The 17,326-nt window shown below is 68.4% G+C and carries 10 protein-coding genes; 8 read left to right on the forward strand and 2 right to left on the reverse strand.

The window, feature by feature from the left end; all coding sequences use genetic code 11:
* Window positions 1-314: 314 nt before the first annotated feature.
* Window positions 315-2,177, forward strand: a complete 1,863-nt coding sequence (locus DKM19_RS39435; RefSeq protein ID WP_204358435.1) for an FAD-dependent oxidoreductase — start codon at window positions 315-317, stop codon at window positions 2,175-2,177.
* A 475-nt stretch (window positions 2,178-2,652) separates the two neighbouring features.
* The gene (locus DKM19_RS39440) at window positions 2,653-4,683 is read left to right on the forward strand and encodes an N-acetylmuramoyl-L-alanine amidase (RefSeq protein ID WP_110702968.1); all 2,031 of its coding nucleotides are present in this window, start codon (window positions 2,653-2,655) and stop codon (window positions 4,681-4,683) included.
* A gap of 220 nt (window positions 4,684-4,903) precedes the next feature.
* Here DKM19_RS39440 and glgP read toward each other — a convergent pair whose 3' ends face one another.
* Entirely contained in the window at window positions 4,904-7,483 is a 2,580-nt protein-coding gene (gene glgP / locus DKM19_RS39445; protein ID WP_110702970.1) for an alpha-glucan family phosphorylase, read from the reverse strand.
* Between the two features lie 348 nt (window positions 7,484-7,831).
* Between glgP and DKM19_RS39450 the strand changes: the two genes are divergently transcribed.
* From DKM19_RS39450 to DKM19_RS39460, 3 genes are read left to right on the forward strand one after another with little or no spacing between them, the layout of a single operon-like run.
* Window positions 7,832-9,964: an alpha-1,4-glucan--maltose-1-phosphate maltosyltransferase gene (locus DKM19_RS39450; RefSeq protein WP_110702972.1), complete on the forward strand. Its 2,133-nt coding sequence runs from the start codon at window positions 7,832-7,834 to the stop codon at window positions 9,962-9,964.
* A gap of 46 nt (window positions 9,965-10,010) precedes the next feature.
* The gene (treS, locus tag DKM19_RS39455) at window positions 10,011-11,714 is read left to right on the forward strand and encodes a maltose alpha-D-glucosyltransferase (protein WP_089208514.1); all 1,704 of its coding nucleotides are present in this window, start codon (window positions 10,011-10,013) and stop codon (window positions 11,712-11,714) included.
* Between the two features lie 4 nt (window positions 11,715-11,718).
* The gene (locus DKM19_RS39460; protein WP_110702974.1) at window positions 11,719-13,032 is read left to right on the forward strand and encodes a phosphotransferase; all 1,314 of its coding nucleotides are present in this window, start codon (window positions 11,719-11,721) and stop codon (window positions 13,030-13,032) included.
* 148 nt (window positions 13,033-13,180) lie between these two features.
* Here DKM19_RS39460 and DKM19_RS39465 read toward each other — a convergent pair whose 3' ends face one another.
* On the reverse strand, window positions 13,181-14,149 hold the full coding sequence (locus DKM19_RS39465; RefSeq protein ID WP_110706307.1) for a GlxA family transcriptional regulator: 969 nt from the start codon (window positions 14,147-14,149) through the stop codon (window positions 13,181-13,183).
* 173 nt (window positions 14,150-14,322) lie between these two features.
* On the opposite strand from DKM19_RS39465, the gene DKM19_RS39470 reads away from it, so the two are divergent.
* From DKM19_RS39470 to DKM19_RS39485, 3 genes are all read left to right on the forward strand, one after another.
* On the forward strand, window positions 14,323-15,093 hold the full coding sequence (locus tag DKM19_RS39470; RefSeq protein WP_239513830.1) for a dienelactone hydrolase family protein: 771 nt from the start codon (window positions 14,323-14,325) through the stop codon (window positions 15,091-15,093).
* A 306-nt stretch (window positions 15,094-15,399) separates the two neighbouring features.
* Window positions 15,400-16,095, forward strand: a complete 696-nt coding sequence (locus DKM19_RS39480) for a ThuA domain-containing protein (protein ID WP_110702981.1) — start codon at window positions 15,400-15,402, stop codon at window positions 16,093-16,095.
* Entirely contained in the window at window positions 16,092-17,249 is a 1,158-nt protein-coding gene (locus DKM19_RS39485; protein ID WP_239513831.1) for a Gfo/Idh/MocA family protein, read from the forward strand. The genes DKM19_RS39480 and DKM19_RS39485 overlap by 4 nt, the downstream gene beginning before the upstream one ends.
* Window positions 17,250-17,326: the final 77 nt, after the last annotated feature.

A 17,326-nucleotide genomic window follows, 5' to 3' on the forward strand; every position in this document is an offset into this window, starting at 1 on the left:
CGGATAGATATGAACAAAACCGGCACTTCCCATGCAACCTCCACCCTCACCATGACCTGCGGAAACGTCATTCCCCGGCAGGCGAACCACCCCCCACGACCCCCAGCCGGACTCCCGGCGAAGGCCGGCGAAGGCCCCGCCGCCCCGCACCGCCCGGCCCTTCGCGCTCCGCGCCCGGCGCGCGGAGATCCCGGTGGGGAAAGCCCTTGCCCTCATCGGTTGGAGCACCAGCCGGCGGGAACCTGACATTACCAATGCTTGACCCGATAGTAGTCATTCACCTACTCAGAGTGACCGTCGGGAAAGAGGTCGTAGTGACAGGTATCAACCGGCGCGGGTTCGCCAAACTGGCCGGACTGGGCGCCGTAGGGTCGGTCATGGGCTCGATCGCGGGCGAGGCTTCCGCGACCACCGTGCGGGCGCCGCACAGGGGCGCGCGCTGGAACACCTGCATGGACGTGGCGCGGGATCTGCTGCTGGTCGGCAAGGACGGATCGGACCTCAAGCTCGAATACCTCCGGACGCTGATCGACAGAGGCCTGCCCAGAACCCGCGCCCCCAAGAAGGTGCTGATCGTGGGCGCCGGGATCTCCGGGCTGGTGACCGCCACGCTGCTGAAGGAGGCCGGGCACCACGTCACCGTCATCGAGGCCAACGGCAACCGGATCGGCGGCCGGATCAAGACCTTCCGGACGGGGTTCGCCGACCGGCGGCAGTACGCCGAGGCGGGGGCGATGCGCATCCCCGACTTCCACCCGCTCACGCTGGCACTGATCGACAAGCTCGGGATCTCCCGCCGGCTGTTCTACAACGTGGACGTACGGCCCGGCGCCGAGGCCGCGGGCCCGACGCCGCCCGTCGTCCACACCTCCCACGACGGGAAGGTCTGGCGTTCCGGCCCCTCCCGGGGGGAGTTCAGGGCTCCGGAGAAGACGAACAACACCTGGATCCGGGTCAACGGCATCGCCCAGCGGCGAGACGAGTACGCCAGGGACCCGCGCAAGATCAACGCCTCGTTCGGGCTGAAGGACGGCCGGACCGCGGGAAAGATCCTGGACGACGCGCTGGACCCGGTCCGCGACCACATCTCCGTCGTACGCGGCTCGGGACGCGTCGACAAGCCGCTGCCCGAGCTGATCGAGGGCTGGGCCCGGGTGATGTACGAGTTCGACGGCTACTCCATGAACCGCTTCCTCACCGAGCACGCCAAACTGAGCGCCGCGGCGGTCGACGCCATCGGCACCATAGAGAACCTGACCTCCCGGCTCCCGCTGTCGTTCATGCACACCTTCCTCACCCGGAGCCTGGTCAGTTCGTCGGCGACCTACTGGGAGATGGCCGGAGGCAGCCGCGAGCTGCCTTACAGGCTGGCACCGGGGCTGCGCGACAACCTCCGGATGGACCGCCGGGCCGTACGGATCGAGCACACGGCCCGGGGGGTGCGGGTCGAGACGGTCACCGAGAGGGGCAGCACCGAGTCGGACTCCAAGCCGCAGGGCCGGGCCGAGACCTTCGAGGCGGACCTCGCGATCATCACGATTCCGTTCTCCGCGCTGCGCCACGTGGAGATCGCCCCGGCTCTCTCCTACCCGAAGCGGCGCGCGGTGATCGAGCTTCACTACGACTCGGCGACCAAGGTGCTGCTGGAGTTCAGCAAGCGATGGTGGGAGTTCACCGAGCAGGACTGGAAGCGCGAGCTCGGCTCCCGCTACCGCCCCGGATCCCTCAGCCACGTGACGGGCGGCGGCTCGGTCACCGACAACGCCAACCGGTTCATCTACTTCCCCTCGCACCCGGTGCCGGGCAGCGACGGCGGCGTCGTGCTGGCCAGCTACGCCTGGGCCGACGACGCCACCCGCTGGGACTCGATGGACGACGCCGAGCGCTACGGTTACGCGCTGCGAGGGCTGCAGGAGGTGCACGGGGACCGCATCGTGGAGTTCTACACCGGACGCGGCCAGACCCAGAGCTGGCTGCGCAACCGCTACGCCTTCGGCGAGGCCGCGGTCTTCACCCCGGGCCAGATGACCGAGATCCACCCGGCCATCGCGGTTCCCGAGGGCCGGCTGCACTTCGCCGGCGAGCACACCTCACTGAAGCACTCCTGGATAGAGGGCGCCCTGGAGTCCGCGGTCCGGACGGCCCTGGAGGTCAACGGCCGAGCCCTCCCCGGTTGATCCACGGTCCGGACGACCCCGGAGGTCAACGGCCGAGCTCCCCCGGCCGATCCACGGTCCGGACCACCCCGGGGACCGACGCCCGAGCTCCCCCGGCTGCTCCAACGGTCCGGACGACCCCGGAGACCGACGCCCGAGCCCTTCACGGTTCGTCCGCGCCGCCGCGCGCCCTTATCTCACCGATCGGCATCGTTCATGATCGGTGAGATAAGGGCGCGCGGCGAGCAGGGAGGGCCAGGCCCTCGACGAGGTGTCCGGCGGAGTGATCACGGGAGGCCCGCCGGGTGGTGACGGGCCCATACGGCTCTGCACCCGTCATGACAAGATCCGCGTTCCTCTCCGTGGTGTGTCGCGCCGCCAATCCGCGTCGCGAAGAAACTCTTCTTCGACGATCGTCAATGTGAAGAAACTTATTGACAGTGCGATCTTTACTTCGCAGTCTGGCTGCACCGGATCCCCCAGTCCAGGAGCCCCCATGCGACGATCGACTCCCCTTCGATCGGCGGTCGCGGCCATAGTGGCCGCCGGCGGCCTCGCCCTGATACAGCCCGCCTCCGCCGGCACCCTGACCGGCCCCCTCTCGCCGGCCGGCCCCCTCTCGGCCTCCGCTCCGGCCGGACCCGCCTCCGCCGGATCACCGGCCCGGACGGCGCTCACCGGCCAGGCCGCCCCCGGCGACCGGCAGGCGGCCTTCGCCGCGGCGGCCAAGGCCTACGGCGTGCCCGAGAACATCCTGCTCGGCGTCTCCTACCTGGAGTCCCGCTGGGACGCCAACGCCGGCCTGCCGAGCACCTCCGGGGGCTACGGCCCCATGCACCTGACCGACGCCGCCGCCCTGCTGCGGGCCCCGCAGCACCACACCGGCCCCGGCGAGGACCCCCGCGGCGACGACGCCCGAGCGGCCAGGCACCCCGTGGAGACGGCCGTCCCGGCGGAGATCCCCGCCTCGCTGCGCACGCTGGAGCGCGCGGCGGAGCTGACCGGCGAGAGCGAGGAGAGGCTCCGCGAGGACGACGCGGTCAACATCCGCGGGGGCGCCGCGCTGCTGGCCGACTACCAGAAACAGCTGGGCGCCCCGCTCGGCGGCGAAACGGCCGCGTGGTACGGAGCCGTGGCGCGATACTCCGGGGCGTCCGACGAGAGCGCGGCCAAGGCGTTCGCGGACGAGGTCTACGCCACGATCCGCTCCGGCGCCGACAGGGTCACCGGCGACGGCCAGCGCGTACGGCTGCGTGCCGCGGGGGACCTGCGGCCGCTGGAGAGGTGGCTGAACCGCCTGGGCCTCAGGAAGCACGGCGGGAGCGGCGTCGAGTGCCCGCCCACGGTCTCCTGCGAGTGGATTCCCGCCCCCTACGAGGAGTTCGGCGCCGGCGACTACGGCAACCACGATCTGTCCGACCGGCCGTCGACCCAGAAGATCGACTACATCGTCATCCACGACACCGAGACGCTGTACGACCCGACGCTCCGGCTGGTGCAGGATCCCACCTACGTGAGCTGGCACTACACGCTGCGCTCCCAGGACGGGCACATCGCCCAGCACGTGAAGACCAAGGACGTCGCCTGGCACGCCGGCAACTGGTACGTCAACGCCAAGTCCATCGGCCTGGAGCACGAGGGCTTCCTCGCCCAGGGCGGCGCCTGGTACACCGAGGCGATGTACCGCACCTCGGCCAAGCTGGTGCGGTATCTGTCCCAGCGGTACGGCATCCCGCTGGACCGCGCGCACATCCTCGGCCACGACAACGTGCCGGGCACCCTGCCGAGCACCGTCTCCGGCATGCACGAGGACCCGGGCCCCTACTGGGACTGGGCGCACTACTTCGAGTTGCTCGACAGGCCGCTGCACTCCTCCGGCCCCCGGAACGCGGGGTCGGTGATGATCCTGCCGGACTACGCCACCCACCAGCCGTACTACTACGGCTGCGACGGCGCCAACCCGTCGGCCGCCTGCCCGCCGCACGGCTCCTCCTCGGTGTGGCTGCGCACCGAGCCGCGCGAGGACGCCCCGCTGGTCAAGGACATCGGCAAGCACCCGACCGGCGACTCGCTCTACAGCGTCTACGACCACAGCGCCCGCGCCACCACCGGCCAGCGCTACGCGGTGGCCGACCGGCGGGGCGACTGGACGGCGATCTGGTATCTGGGCCAGAGGGCCTGGTTCCACAACCCCGCGGGGCATCCCACGGCGGTCCCCTCCCCCGGCCTGGTGGTCACGCCCCGGCCGGGTCTCACGAGCATCCCGGTGTACGGCAGGGCGTTTCCGGAGCCCGAGGCCTACCCGGCGGACGTGCCGGTGCAGGCGCTCACCCCGCTGCAGTACACGCTCTCGGCGGGCGAGCGCTACACCCTCGGCCTGGCCGCCCGGGGTGAGTACTACCGGGCTGTGACCTTCGACACGTCGCAGCATCAGATGGTCCGGGGCGGGCTGCGGTACTACCAGATCCAGTTCGGCCACCGGGTGATGTTCGTCAGGGCCGACGACGTGAAGGTGTCGTTCTCCTGAGGTTCACCGGGTCTCCCTGACGAGACCCGTCTCCCCCGAAGTTCGCGGGAGGCGGGTCTCGTTGAGATTCACCGGGACGCCCGAACGAGGCGTGGCCTCCCCGAGGTCCACCGGGTCTCCGGTCCCCGGAGGAGGCGGGTCTCGTTGAGATTCGCGGGGCATCCGGGTGAGGATGCGCGGGGTCTCCCGAAGGTCTACGGACCTTCGGGAGACCCCGCGATCAGCGCAGGGTGCCGTTGGTCATTCCCGCCGGCTCCTCGGGCACCGCGATCAGCCCGAGCTCGGAGGAGGACGCCACCAGAGGATGGTTGGGGACGACCCGGACGGTGTAGCCGAAGGACCCGGTGCGATCCAGGGGGACGACCCCGCTGAAGATCGCCCTGCCGTCGTCGCCGTCCGCCTCCACGGCCAGATCGGAGTACGTCGGGGCGACCAGGTCGTCATGGAGCCCGACCCTGCCGTAGGCGGCCTGGACGCGGACGTCACCGGGCTCCAGCTCGCCGAGGGCGATGGTGGCCTTCAGCTCCAGGGACGCCCCCAGCTCGGGGGTGTCTCCCAGGCCCGAGGCCTCCACGTGCTCGACCCGGACCCCCGGCCATGCCCGGCCGACCCTGAGCTTCCACGAGGCGAAGCTTCTGGCCTGCTCGTAGGAGTCACCCGACAGGACACGCGCCGACCTGGCGGCCGGGGCGTAGAGGTCGACCACGTAGTCGCGGAGCATCCGCCCGGCGAGCACCTTGGGGCCGAGCGTGGTCAGGGTGTGCCGGACCATCTCCAGCCAGCGCCTGGGCAGACCGTCGGTGCGGTCGTAGAACCGGTCGGCCACCTCGTGCTCGATCAGGTCGTAGAGCGCGGTGGCCTCCAGCTCGTCGCGGCGGTCGGGGTCGGTGACGCCGTCGGCGGTCGGGATGGACCAGCCGTTGGTGCCGTCGTACCACTCGTCCCACCAGCCGTCGCGGATCGACAGGTTGAGCCCGCCGTTGAGCGCGGCCTTCATGCCGGACGTGCCGCACGCCTCCAAGGGGCGGAGGGGGTTGTTCAGCCACACGTCGCAGCCCTGGACGAGCAGCTGGCCGAGGGCCATGTCGTAGTCGGGCAGGAAGATGATGCGGTGCCGTACGTCCTCGGAGTCGGCGAACTTCACGATCTGCTGGATGAGCTTCTTGCCGCCCTCGTCGGCCGGGTGGGCCTTACCCGCGATCACGATCTGGATCGGCTTGTCGGGGTCGAGCAACAGCGAGCGGAGCCTGTCGGCGTCGGCCAGCATCAGGGTGAGCCTCTTGTAGGAGGGCACCCGGCGGGCGAATCCGATGGTCAGCACATCCGGGTCGAGCACGTCGTCGATCCAGTTGAGCTCGGGGGGCGAGGCCCCCCTGTTGATCCAGGACTGCCGGAGCCGCAGGCGGGCCGCCTCGACCAGCCTCTTGCGCAGCCGTCCGCGGATGCTCCAGACGTCGGCGTCGGAGATCTTGTTGACGCTCTCCCAGCCCTGTGCCCGCTCGACCAGCGTGGGCAGCTCCCTGCCGGCCAGCTCCATGATCTCGCGGCCGACCCAGGTGGGCGCGTGCACGCCGTTGGTGATGGACCCGATCGGGATCTCGTCGATGTCGAATCCCGGCCACAGGCCCTGGAACATCTCCCGGCTCACCGCACCGTGCAGCTCGGAGACCCCGTTGACCCGCTGGGCCAGCCGCATGCCCATCGCGGCCATGTTGAACTTGCCCGGCTCGTCCTCGGCGCCGAGCGCCAGGATGCGGTCCACGGGGACCGTGGGCCACGCGTTGTCGCCGCCGAACTGACGGCCGATCATCTCGGCGGGGAAGCGGTCGATCCCGGCGGGAACGGGGGTGTGGGTGGTGAAGACGGTCCCGGCGCGGACCGCCTCCAGGGCCTCGTCGAAGGAGAGCCTGGCTTCGGTGAGCTCGCGGATGCGCTCCAGGCCGAGGAAGCCCGCGTGACCCTCGTTGGTGTGGAACACCTCGGGGGCCGCGTGCCCGCTGACCTCGCAGTAGGCCCGGATGGCACGGACGCCGCCGACGCCGAGCAGCAGCTCCTGCATCAGGCGGTGATCGGTGCCTCCGCCGTACAGACGGTCGGTGACGTCGCGGGCCGCGACGTCGTTCTCGGAGACGTCGGAGTCGAGCAGCAGCAGCGGGACCCGGCCGACCTGGGCCACCCAGACCTGGGCGTGCAGCGCGCGCTGCTCGGGCAGGCCGATCGTGACCCGCACCGGCTCGCCGTCCTCCCCCTTCAGGAGGGACAGCGGCAGGCCGCCGGGGTCAAGGGAGGGATAGTGCTCCAGTTGCCAGCCCTCGGGCGAGAGGGACTGGGTGAAGTAGCCGTGCCTGTACAGCAGGCCGACCGCCAGGATCGGCACGCCGAGGTCGCTGGCCGCCTTCAGATGGTCACCGGCCAGGATGCCCAGGCCGCCCGAGTACTGTGGAAGGGCGGAGGCGATGCCGTACTCGGGTGAGAAGTAGGCGATGCCCTTGGGCGCGTCGGAGATGGTCTGGTACCACCTGGGCGCGGTCATGTATTCGCGAAGATCGTCGGCCGCGTCGGCGAGCCGTCTGAGGAAACGTCGATCGGCGGCCAGTTCGCGCAGCCGACCGGCCTCGACGGCGCCGAGCATCGCGACCGGATCCTGGCCTACCCTCTCCCAGGTGGCAGGGTCCACCTCGGCGAAGAGATCCAATGTCTCGGGGTGCCATGACCAGCGCAGATTGAGCACAAGTTCGCTGAGGGAGGCCAGCTCAGGAGGCAGGACAGTACGGACGGTGAACCTACGAATTGCTCTCACGGTGCCAGACCCTAGTTACTCAGCGCCACGAGGGCGACCAAAACGCTCACGCGTCTCCCTCTCACCACTATCAATACGCCCCAAACACAACAAAGGCGGGTTGATGGGTGTTAGCTCAACTCGCCGGAGAGTAAGAGATCCCGCACTCTTCCACCGGCACGCATGAAGATGGACTATTGGGGCAACGACCTATGAGTCATAAGCCTCCACCCCGGGAGTGGTCATCCAGGTGAAGGCAGGGTTACACCTTGCCCCAAGACCGGTCACCGGAATGTTTGAAAAACGAAGATCTTTCTTTGCCGGCTTCTTCCGGCGGTACCGGGCGTGCCGCCGCTACCTTGAGACGCGATGATCGGACGAATCCCAATCCAAGACATTCACCCCACGGTCGACAGCGGGCGCCGCCCCGCCAAGGCCGCAGCGGGTGAGACCTTCGAGATCTCCGCGACCGTGTTCCGGGAGGGACACGACGCCGTCGCCGCCGGAGCCGCACTCACCGGCCCCGACGGCGTACGCGGACCCCTGCTGCCCATGAGAGAGCTGGCGCCGGGTACGGACCGCTGGGGCGTTGAGGTGACGCTGCCCACCGAGGGCGAGTGGCACTTCCGCGTGGAGGCGTGGGGCGATCCCATGGCCACCTGGCTGCACGACGCGGGTATCAAGATCCCGCGCGGCATGGACGCCGACCTGATGTGCGAGGAGGGCGCCCGGCTCTTCGAACGCGCGGCGAGGGCCGTACGGCCCGCGGACTGCAAACCCACCGACAGCAGGACCGTGAGCGGCAAGACCGCGAGCGGCAAGACTTCCACCGCCCAGGCCGGCAGGCGGCAGAAGACCGCCCTGAAGGTCACGCAGGAGCATGTGTGCGGTCACCGGGCCGCGCTGCAGGCGGTGGCGGCCAGGCTGCGCGACACGAGCATCGACCCGCGCGCCCGCTTCGCGATGGCCCAGCTCCCCGAGACGATGGGCCTGCTCCGCACCCACCCGCTCAGGGAGCTGGTGACCAAGTCGGCCAGGCGCACGATCAGGGTGGACCGGCGCAGGGCGCTGTTCGGATCCTGGTACGAGTTCTTCCCGCGCTCCGAGGGCGCGATCGTCGAACGGGACACCGCCCCCAAGTCCGGAAATTTCGCGACTGCTGCGAAGCGGCTGCCCGCCGTCGCCAAGATGGGCTTCGACGTCGTCTACCTGCCGCCGATCCACCCCATCGGGCACAGCTTCCGCAAGGGCCGTAACAACACCCTGGCACCCGAGCCGTACGATCCGGGCTCGCCCTGGGCGATCGGCTCCGAGGACGGCGGGCACGACGCCATCCATCCCGACCTCGGCACCTTCGACGACTTCGACGCCTTCGTGGCCAAGACGCGCGAGCTGGGCATGGAGGTCGCCATCGACTTCGCCCTGCAGTGCGCGCCCGACCACCCGTGGGTCAAGGAGCACCCGGAGTGGTTCAACATCCGCGCCGACGGCTCGATCGCGTACGCGGAGAACCCGCCGAAGAAGTATCAGGACATCTATCCCCTGAACTTCGACAAGGATCCGAAGGGCATCTACGACGAGATCAAGCGCGTGGTGCGGCTCTGGATGGACCACGGCGTACGGATCTTCCGGGTGGACAACCCGCACACCAAGCCGGTGGCGTTCTGGGAGCGGCTGCTGGCCGACATCCACACCACCGACCCGGACGTGCTGTTCCTGGCGGAGGCGTTCACCCGGCCGGCGATGATGCGGGCGCTGGCCAAGGTCGGCTTCCACCAGTCCTACACCTACTTCACGTGGAAGAACTCCCGCAGCGACGTCGAGGACTACCTGAGCGAGCTCTCCCACGTGACGTCGCACTTCCTGCGGCCGAACGTGTTCGTCAACACTCCGGACATTCTCCATGAATATCTACAGCATGGTGGTGTCCCGGCATTTTATATCAGAGCGATTCTCGCAGCGCTGACAATGCCGACCTGGGGCGTCTACGCCGGATACGAACTCGCGGAGAATGTTCCGATTCGACCGGGTAGCGAAGAATACCTAGATAGCGAGAAATATCAGTACAAACCACGTGATTGGGTAGCGGCCGAGCGTGAAGGCCGCAGCCTTGCCCCATTCATCACCCAACTCAATTTGTTTCGAAGAGCGCACCCGGCGCTCCAGGAATTGCGTAACCTACGTTTTCACAGCGTCGACCATCCGGATGTGGTCTGCTTTTCCAAGCGACTGCCCGGCGCCTACGACACGGCCACACGACGGCACGGCCTGGGCGACGTGGTCCTCGCGGTTGTGAATCTTGACCCACACAACACCCATGAGGCGACGGTGTCGCTGGACATGCCCACCCTCGGTCTCGACTGGCACGCCGAGTTCGTCGTGGACGACGAACTGTCGGGCGAGTCGTATCGCTGGCGGGAGACCAACTACGTGCGCCTCGATCCCCACATCCACCCAGCGCACGTCTTCACTTTGCGTTCCGCGGCGGCGAACCAGCGGTGAGCCGGCCGGGTACGCCTATACCGGCAGAACAGCGGGGAGTCCACTGGTGAGTCAGCTACCTGAGCCAATCCCGAACACCTTCGACGAGGAAAAACCGCGCGATCCCTACTGGTTCAAGCGTGCCGTCTTCTACGAGGTGCTCATTCGGGGGTTCTCCGATTCCAACGGGGACGGTACCGGAGACATTCGCGGTCTCATCCAGAAACTGGACTATCTCCAGTGGCTCGGTGTGGACTGTCTCTGGCTGCTGCCCCTTTACGAGTCACCGCTCCGCGACGGCGGGTACGACATCGCGGATTTCATGAAGATCCTTCCGGATTTCGGTGATCTCGGAGACTTCGTCAAATTGGTGGACGAGGCCCACAAGCGAGGCATGCGGGTCATCGCCGACCTGGTGATGAACCACACCAGCGACCAGCACCCCTGGTTCCAGGCCTCCCGCCATGACCCGGAGGGTCCGTTCGGCGACTTCTACGTCTGGAACGACAACGACGAGCTCTACAAGGACGCCCGGATCATCTTCGTCGACACCGAGACGTCCAACTGGTCCCACGACCCGGTCCGGGGCCAGTACTACTGGCACCGGTTCTTCTCCCACCAGCCGGACCTCAACTACGAGAACCCGGACGTACAGGACGCGATGCTGGAGGTGCTGCGGTTCTGGCTGGACCTCGGCATCGACGGGTTCCGGATGGACGCCATCCCCTACCTGTTCGAGCAGGACGGCACGAACTGCGAGAACCTGCCCCTGACCCACCAGTATCTGAAGCGGGTCAGGTCGGAGATCGACCGGCTCTACCCCGACCGGGTGCTGCTGGCCGAGGCCAACCAGTGGCCGGCGGACGTGGTCGAATACTTCGGCGACCCGGCGACCGGCGGCGACGAGTGCCACATGGCGTTCCACTTCCCGCTGATGCCGCGCATCTTCATGGCGGTCAGGCGGGAGTCCCGGTATCCGATCTCGGAGATCATGGCCCAGACGCCGAAGATCCCCGAGCACTGCCAGTGGGGCATCTTCCTGCGTAACCACGACGAGCTCACGCTCGAGATGGTGACCGACGACGAGCGCGACTACATGTACTCGGAGTACGCGAAGGATCCCCGGATGCGCGCCAACGTCGGTATCCGGCGTCGGCTCGCCCCGCTGCTGGAGAACGACCGCAACCAGATCGAGCTGTTCACCGCGCTGCTGCTCTCCCTGCCCGGCTCTCCCGTGCTCTACTACGGCGACGAGATCGGGATGGGCGACAACATCTGGCTGGGCGACCGTGACGGTGTCAGGACCCCGATGCAGTGGAGCCCCGACCGCAACGCCGGGTTCTCCGACTGCGACCCCGGGCGCCTCTATCTCCCGGTCATCATGGACCCGATCTACGGGTACCAGGCGATCAACGTCGAGGCGCAGCAGAAGAGCTCCGGCTCCCTGCTGCACTGGACCAAGCGCATGATCGACATCCGTAAGCGCCACCCGGTCTTCGGCCTCGGCGCCTACACCGAGCTGAACTCCTCCAACCCGAGCGTTCTCGCCTACGTCCGGGAGTACGGCGACGACCGGGTCCTCTGCGTCAACAACCTCTCCCGGTTCCCGCAACCGGTGGAGCTCGACCTGCGCCGATTCGAGGGGTCGATTCCCGTCGAGACCATGGGCGGAGTTCCTTTTCCAGCGATTGGCGAACTTCCGTATCTTTTGACGCTTCCTGGGCATGGGTTCTATTGGTTCACCCTGCCACCCGTATCCCAGGAGGCGTAAAGCCGTGTTGACGGAGCTCCTTACCGGCTGGATCACCCATCAACGATGGTTCGCCGGTAAGGGGCGGCCGATAGACGATCTCACCGTCGAATCAGACGTGGAGCTCGCCCACGGCCTGCGTCATCTGATCATCTCTGTGCGTCAGGGCGGGGCGCACGACCGCTACCAGCTTCTGCTCGGCAGCGGGGCGGAGGAGTCCGCCCGCTTCAAGCCCGCCCACATCGGCGACGGATACTACGACGCCGCCTACGACGCCGATCTCACCGGCGTCCTGCTCCAGGCGATGGCCGCGGGCCGCGACCTCGGGCCGCTCCGCTTCCGCCACATGGAGGGGACGGAGATCGACACCTCGCTCCGCAGCCTGGTGCTGGGCGCCGAGCAGTCCAACACCTCCCTGGTGTACGGCGACACCTACATCTGCAAGCTGTTCCGCCGCCTGATCGCCGGCGTCAACCCCGAGCTGGAGATCGTCACGGCCCTGGCCCTGCGCAGCGACTCACACGTCGCGCAGCCGTACGGCTGGATCGAGACCGACCTCGACGGAGAGCCCACGACGCTGGCGATGACCCAGGAGTTCCTGTCCAACGCCAACGACGGCTGGGCACTGGCCCTGGCCAGCGTCCGTGACCTCTACGCCTCGCTCAACCCCTCGGCCGCCGAGGCGGGCGGCGACTTCAGCGCCGAGGCCTGCCGCCTCGGCATGGCCACCGCCCAGGTCCACCACGAGCTGGCCGCCGCGTTCCCCACCGAGGTGATCGAGGCGCAGGAGGTCAAACGGATGATCGAGGATCACCGCCGCCGCCTGGACCTCGCGATCGCCGAGGTCCCCGAGCTCGGCGAATACGCCCATGTCGCCGAGGAGGCCTACCAGCGGGTCACCGACGTGGCCCGGGAGATGCCCGTCCAGCGCGTCCACGGCGACTACCACCTCGGTCAGGTGATGCGCACCACCGGCGACTGGGTCATCCTCGACTTCGAGGGCGAGCCCGGACAGCCCATCGCCGAGCGCCGGGCCCTCTCCTCTCCGCTGAGGGACGTGGCCGGCATGCTCCGCTCGTTCGACTACGCCGCCCTCCACCTGCTGACCGACCACCCCGACGCCGATGCGCTACGGCCCCGCGCCGTGGAGTGGGCCGAGCTCAACCGCTCGTCGTTCCTGGCCGGCTACTCCGCCGGAGGCGGGCACCTGCGCCCCGAGGACGCCGTACTGCTGCGCGCCCTGGAGCTCGCGAAGGCCGCCTACGAGGTGGTCTACGAGGCCCGCAACCGCCCAGCCTGGCTCTCCATCCCCATGGCCGCCTTCCAGACAGAGCGCTAGATGGACCTGCCCGCGGACGCCGGAGGCCGCCCTGGCCAGTCGGGGGCCGACGCCGTCCATGGTCGCCTGCTGCAGTGGTGCGAAGGTGGCGCCACTGGCGATCCCGATGATGGTCAAACCGGGCAGCAAGGACTCCGGGGTCACACAATCAGTCAACACGACGGAAGGCCGCGCGGTAGTCCCTCGGGCGTCGTCCGGTGTGCTTGGCGAAGAGGGCAGCGAACGTGCTGGGGTCCCTGTACCCGACTGCGGCGGAGATGCCGGCGACGGTTCGGTTCGTGGTCTCAAGGAGATGGCGGGCGCGACGGACGCGCGACGACTGCAGGTAGGCGAGCGGGCTCTGGCCGGTCTCGTCCGCGAAGCGCCGCAGCAGCGTCCGAGCGCTGACCTTGAACATGTCGGACAACGCGGCGAGGTCGTATCGGGCGGCAAGGTTCTGGTCGAGCCGTCGCATGACCTTGTGGGAGAACTCGTTTCCGGGCTGCGGAAGAAGTCGCCCGTCAACGTATGGAGTCTGGGACGATCGCGCATCGTCGATGAGCGCCACCCGCGCGGTTGTCCGTGCCACGCCGGCACCGCTGTGCTGGCGGATCAGTTCCAGCGCGAAGTCGTACATGGCACTGAAGGCCGCCGTCGTCGTCACCCCCGTGTCGGTGACGACCAGATGTTCGGGTCGGACGTCAGCGTCCGGATAGCGTCGAGCCAGTTCGTCCGCGAGGAGCCACGCGGTCGTAGCCCGGCGTCGGTTGAGGAGTCCAGCCTCGGCGAGCAGGAACGCACCGACACAGATCGAGACGACGACGTTGCCTGCGGCTGCGTGTGAGCGGATCGCCGCAATTTCAGGGGCGAGGGGTGCGAGCTTGGCGTCCACGTCCAGGCCCGGCAGGAGCTCGAACCCTGGCACGACAAGGACGTCGACCTCGCGCAGCGGAGTGACGGCCAGTGCCGCACCACCCGATGCGGCTACACGACGACGGGGCGAAACGATCGACACCTCGTATCCGGAGCCGTCCGGTCCGGCAACGTGCGTGGCCATCGTCAAGAGATCGGGGACGCCGAACACCTCGGACGCGAAGCAGCCCGGATAGGCCAGGACCCCGACCCGCAGTGCGCTCACGCTCACCTTCTCTCAATCGTGCCTTTTGGCGAGATTACCCGCATGCATGGCGATCTGGCCTCTTACCTTGTGCGGGGGCATCGGTCCACCCTGTCAGTATGAGCGCTGCCGGCGGACGACTTGACGACGTGATCACGGACTTCTCGTGCCGACTCGTGGACGTGGAGGGGGTGGTGAAGACGGTGTACGTCGCGGGTTCCGGGCCGGCCGTCGTGTTGATGCCGGAGATGCCCGGCATCAGTCCTGACGTCCTTCGACTAGCACGGTGGGTGCGAGATGCGGGTCTCACCGTTTATGTCCCCTCGCTCTTCGGGGTCGACGGTGCCTATCCCACGGTCGAGGGTGGTAGGGAGGTCTTCCGCCGCGCGTGTGTCAGTGCCGAGTTCCGTGCGTTCGCCGGGGGCGGGACCAGCCCCGTCACGGCGTGGCTACGTGGGCTCGCGCGCCAAGCCCATGCCGAATGCGGAGGTCCGGGAGTCGGCGCGATAGGACTGTGCTTCACCGGCAACTTCGCTCTCACCATGGCGCTTGAACCAGCTGTCATCGCGCCAGTGGTCAACCACCCGTCGCTGCCGCTGGACGACCCCGCCGGACTCGAGATCAGCGACGCGGACGCGCGCGCGATCCGAGACCGCATCACGCGCGACGGACTGAAGGTTCTCGCCTACCGCTTCGACGACGACCGTTGGTGCACCGGCCAGCGCTTCGCCGCCTACCAGGCACTTCTCGGCGACGCCTTCGACGGCCGTGTTCTTCCGGGCAGTTCCGCGAACACCAGCCCGCCCCCGTTCTTCGCCGACGTGGTCGGGTCCCCCCACAGCGTGGTCACCGCCCACCTCGTCGACGAGGAAGGACATCCCACGCTGAAGGCCAGGGACGAGATCCTCGCCTTCCTGACCGACCGCTTGAGCCCGTTCGGACATTCCGAGACGACATCCGGCTGAGCGGCACAACGCCGACCAGGACAGCGTCTGCCGATCGCCGATCGCCGATGATCCTGCTCACGATGGACCGGCGCCGGTGAACCATGCGGCATCCGTTCACCGCACTCGCCCGTAGGTAGGGCAGCACCCGATCATGGTCGGTCAACCGGCTCCATCGGCGGTGCAGCACCGCGAAGGTGTCCTGGACGACGTCCTCTCCCCGATCGGTGAGAGATCTGCCCCGCGGCTACTACTGCCGATCTCAGGCCTCCTTCAATATCATCAGAAATCCATCGAAGTCAGGGCAATTCACTGGGGCGGGGAGCTATGACGTCAAAGAGGGCACTCATCGTGCGGGGCGGCTGGGACGGTCACCAGCCCGTCGAGGCGACCGACCTGTTCATCCCGTTTCTTGAGAAGAACGACTACTCCGTCCGCGTCGAGGACTCGCCGCAGATCTACGCCGACGCCTCCGTCATGGGCGACCTCGACCTCATCGTGCAGTGCTTCACGATGGGTTCGATCGAGCAGGACGCACTCCGGGGACTTCGGTCCGCCGTCGAGGCGGGCACGGGTTTCGCCGGCTGGCACGGGGGGATCGTCGACGCCTTCCGCGGCAGCTCCGACTACCTGCATCTGGTCGGCGGCCAGTTCGCCTGCCACCCGGGGATACCCGAGGCCGAACAGACCGGTGAGCAGAGCGACAACTACGTGCCGTACCGGGTGAACATGCTGCCCGGCGCGGCCGATCACCCGATCACCCGGGGCATCGAGGACTTCGACCTGGTCACCGAGCAGTACTGGGTGCTGGCCGACGACTACTGCGACGTGCTCGCCACCACCACACAGGCGGTCCGCGACGGCGATCCGTGGCACCGGCCGGTCACGTCACCGGCGATCTGGACCCGGTCCTGGGGCGAGGGGAAGATCTTCGTGTGCACCCCCGGACACCGGGTGGAGGTCCTGGAGGATCCCAGCGTCCGGACCATCGTCGAGCGCGGCCTGCTGTGGGCCGGCCGATGAGCGCCCCCGACGGAGCCGACATCACGGGCCGGTCGATGAGCGCCCCCACCGGAGCAGGCATCGTGGGCCGCTCGCCGGACGCCCCCGTCGGGATCGGCATCGTGGGCTGCGGTGCGATCTCCGGCCAGTATCTCGCGACGCTGAGCACCCTGGACGGCGTGAGGCTGGTCGCCGTCGCCGACCTCGATCCGGCGCGGGCCGAGGCCGTGGCCAAGGCCCACGACGGCGTCCGCGCCCTGCCGGTCCCCGACCTGCTGGCCGACGGGGCGGTCGACGTCGTACTGATTCTCACGATGCCGGCGGCCCACGCCGAGGTGGCCCTGCAGGCCATCGCCGCCGGCAAGGACGTCTATCTCGAGAAGCCGCTGGCCGCGACGACCGCCGAGGCCGGGGCCGTCCTGGCGGCCGCCGCCGAACGCGGCGTCCGGGTCGGATGCGCCCCGGACACCGTACTCGGCACCGGGATCCAGACCGCGCGGCGGACCATCGACGACGGCCTGATCGGGCGGCCCATCTCGGCGACGGCCACCATGATGACGCCCGGCCACGAGCGGTGGCACCCCAACCCCGACTTCTACTACGTCCCCGGAGGGGGCCCGCTCCTGGACATGGGCCCCTACTACGTCACCTCCCTGGTCACGCTGCTGGGACCGGTGGTCTCGGTGATCGGCGCGGCCAGCCGTACCCACGACTCGCGGTTGATCGGTTCCGGGCCGCGCCAGGGCGAGCTCATCCCGGTCTCGATCGACACGCATGTCACCGGGGTGCTGGTCCACGCGTCCGGAGCGGTGTCGACGATGGTGATGAGCTTCGACGCGGTCGCCACCGTGTCGGCCAACATCGAGGTCCACGGCGAGCGGGGCTCGCTCGTCGTCCCCGACCCGAACCATTTCAGCGGTGACGTGAAGCTCTTCCGCCTGGGCGGCACCGATTGGGAGACGCTGCCCGAGTCGGGCGGCTACCGGAACTCCTCGCGAGGCTTCGGACTGGCCGATATGGCCGGAACCCCTGAGGGTCAGGAACCGCGCGCCGGCGGATCGCTGGCCTTCCACGTCCTGGAGGTCATGGAGTCGCTGCTGCGGTCGGCCGGAACCGGGCAGTCCATTCCGATCGTGAGCACCTGCCCGCGCCCCGAACCGGTGCCGCTCAGCTGACGGTCAGCTCATTAATGCCGCATTCATTGCGATTTATCACGTGCGGAACATGCGTGCACGATGCTCTCGTCACGATG

The organism is Streptosporangium sp. 'caverna', from assembly GCF_003203775.1.
Lineage (GTDB): Bacteria > Actinomycetota > Actinomycetes > Streptosporangiales > Streptosporangiaceae > Streptosporangium > Streptosporangium subroseum.

Bases quoted from the DNA above. Each gene is read 5' to 3' on its own strand.
- DKM19_RS39440 (WP_110702968.1), top strand. From the start codon at position 2,653: ATGCGACGATCGACTCCCCTTCGATCGGCGGTCGCGGCCATAGTGGCC.
- DKM19_RS39450 (WP_110702972.1), top strand. From the start codon at position 7,832: ATGATCGGACGAATCCCAATCCAAGACATTCACCCCACGGTCGACAGC.
- DKM19_RS39480 (WP_110702981.1), top strand. From the start codon at position 15,400: ATGACGTCAAAGAGGGCACTCATCGTGCGGGGCGGCTGGGACGGTCAC.
- DKM19_RS39485 (WP_239513831.1), top strand. From the start codon at position 16,092: ATGAGCGCCCCCGACGGAGCCGACATCACGGGCCGGTCGATGAGCGCC.